The organism is Butyricicoccus sp. AF18-9LB, assembly GCF_027684505.1.
In the GTDB taxonomy this organism is placed as follows: domain Bacteria; phylum Bacillota; class Clostridia; order Oscillospirales; family Butyricicoccaceae; genus Agathobaculum; species Agathobaculum butyriciproducens.
In genome coordinates, this window is record NZ_JAQCWA010000056.1 from 1 (window position 1) to 2,177 (window position 2,177).

Below are 2,177 nucleotides of genomic sequence, written 5' to 3' on the forward strand. Positions count from 1 at the left end.
TCAGTACGCTGCACAGCTGATCTACAACACCATTTTTGCTCCGACCGTTGTTCTTCGTGATGGCGTTTACACCAACGAGACCTATACCGGCGCTGACAACAAGACTGTTGGCGAGAAGTACATGGGTCTGAAGACTTCTATTGGCACTCTGAACGGTGTTGTTAAGGAGTCCAACAAGGACACCTACAAGCTGACCCTGACCATGACCACGGCTAACCAGAAGGACTCTGACAAGTACAAGGGTGACTATGTTTCTTCTTTCACCAAGGTTGCTAAGGACTACTCTGCTCTGACCAACCGTGTTGTTAAGGTTCTGTTCAAGGCTTCTGACGAAGTTTACGGCGTATTCGTAACCGATGACAGCTCCGTTCTGAACGGCGTTGTTAACGACTACGAGATCAACGGCGGCAAGCTGAAGTTTGATGGCACCAAGTACACCATCCTGAATCAGGGTGTAACCACTGGTGACAACCAGGAAGCTAAGGTAACTGAGGATAACACCGCTACTCAGAAGACCATCACCAGGTATGTAACTGACGCAACTGCAGCAACTAAGGCAGCTGACGTTAAGACCGTTCTGAATGATGACGACAAGGTTATCAGTATGGACGTTACCAAGTACATGGTTGGTAAGGTTTCCTACGTTGGCAAGGATTACGTAAACGTTGTTTACAAGGCAGGCTTCGGCGTTGCAAACTTCTCTGGCTATTCCAAGCTGGATAAGGATTCCTGCAACTCTGACGTTTCCGGTCTGAAGAAGGACGACTACGTTATCATCACCAACAGCAAGGTAAACTCCAAGCTGGACGCTGTTAAGGCTGACGTTGTTGAGGGCAAGATCACTTCTACCCGCGATAACAAGAATGACATTCGTATCGACAACAACTGGTACACTTCTGCACTGGCTTCTGGCGATGCTTCTAAGATTGCGCTGAGCAACACTGTTACTGTAGTAATCAAGAGCGGCTACGTTGTATACGTTGACGATTACAAGATTGGTTCTACCGACGTTGCTCTGATGATCGATGCAGCTAAGACTTCTGGCGTTGGCAAGAAGTGGCAGGCTGATATGCTCTTCCCGGATGGCACCCGCAAGACTGTTGACATTGATGAGGATAAGTCTGATATCCTTTCTAACGGTGCGCTGGTATCCGGCCTGAAGAATAACTCGGGCGATGTTATCCCGACTCTGGTAACCTACTCTCAGTCTGGCAGCAAGTACGAGCTGGATCAGATTGCACAGATTAACAGCAAGTATGCTGGTTACGATCACCACACCGCAATTCCGGCAAACAGCTATGTGGACGATGGCAAGATCAAGAAGGCTGACAAGTCTACTCTGTCTTACATCAACGCTTCCGCTACCGTATTTGTTAAGTATGGTTCTGATGACTACAAGGTAGTTACCGGCGACAACATGAAGAACTGGAGCGACAAGAATATCTTCTCCGGTGATATGCTGACCGATGATTCTGACGGTTACGCATACGCTAAGGTTGCATTTGTAAACACCAACAAGAATCCGTCTTCCGCTGACAAGACCTACGCTTACATCTTCGGTGTTGAGAACAACGCTAAGGATGCTAACAACAACGAGTACGTTGAGTACAACGTTTGGAACGGCACCGAGGCAACCACTCTGAAGGTTAAGCAGTCCGCTGGTTCTGCTTACGCAGAGGGCACTGTTGTTGAGTATACTCTGGATTCCGACGGCTACGCTGATTGCGACACCTACGTATACAAGACTAACCTGAATAAGGGTGCTCTGACTGGCTTCGCATGGGATAGCAATGGCAAGGACGGCAACGTAACCATCGCTCGCAATGGCTCTGTCGCTGCTGGCCAGACCATCGCTCGTGAGATCGACAAGAACGATACCATGGTACTGTTCGTTGATACCGACGCTCAGACCGGTGTTGCTGATGGCTCTCTCCAGACCGCTATCGAGAACTACGATAGCACTGGCAACGTTACCAGCTACAAGAACAACGTAATGTTCTACTCTAAGGACGGCAAGACTCTGGACGTTCTGGTTGTTGACGTTACCAATGAGCTGGACACCGACGTTTACCCGAACTAATCAACCTCTGTTGATTACATTCGCCTGAACGGCAAAATCAAAACCCCCGAGGAAATTTTCCTCGGGGGTTTTCCCATTTTCACGCAAAAACGGCAAA

The 2,177-nt window shown here is 48.6% G+C and carries 1 protein-coding gene; it reads left to right on the forward strand.

Translation table 11 applies throughout. From position 1 onward, the window contains the following. On the forward strand, positions 1-2,080 hold a 2,080-nt coding region (locus PGY33_RS14235), incomplete at its 5' end, for a hypothetical protein (protein ID WP_270479199.1). Positions 2,081-2,177 lie beyond the last annotated feature (97 nt).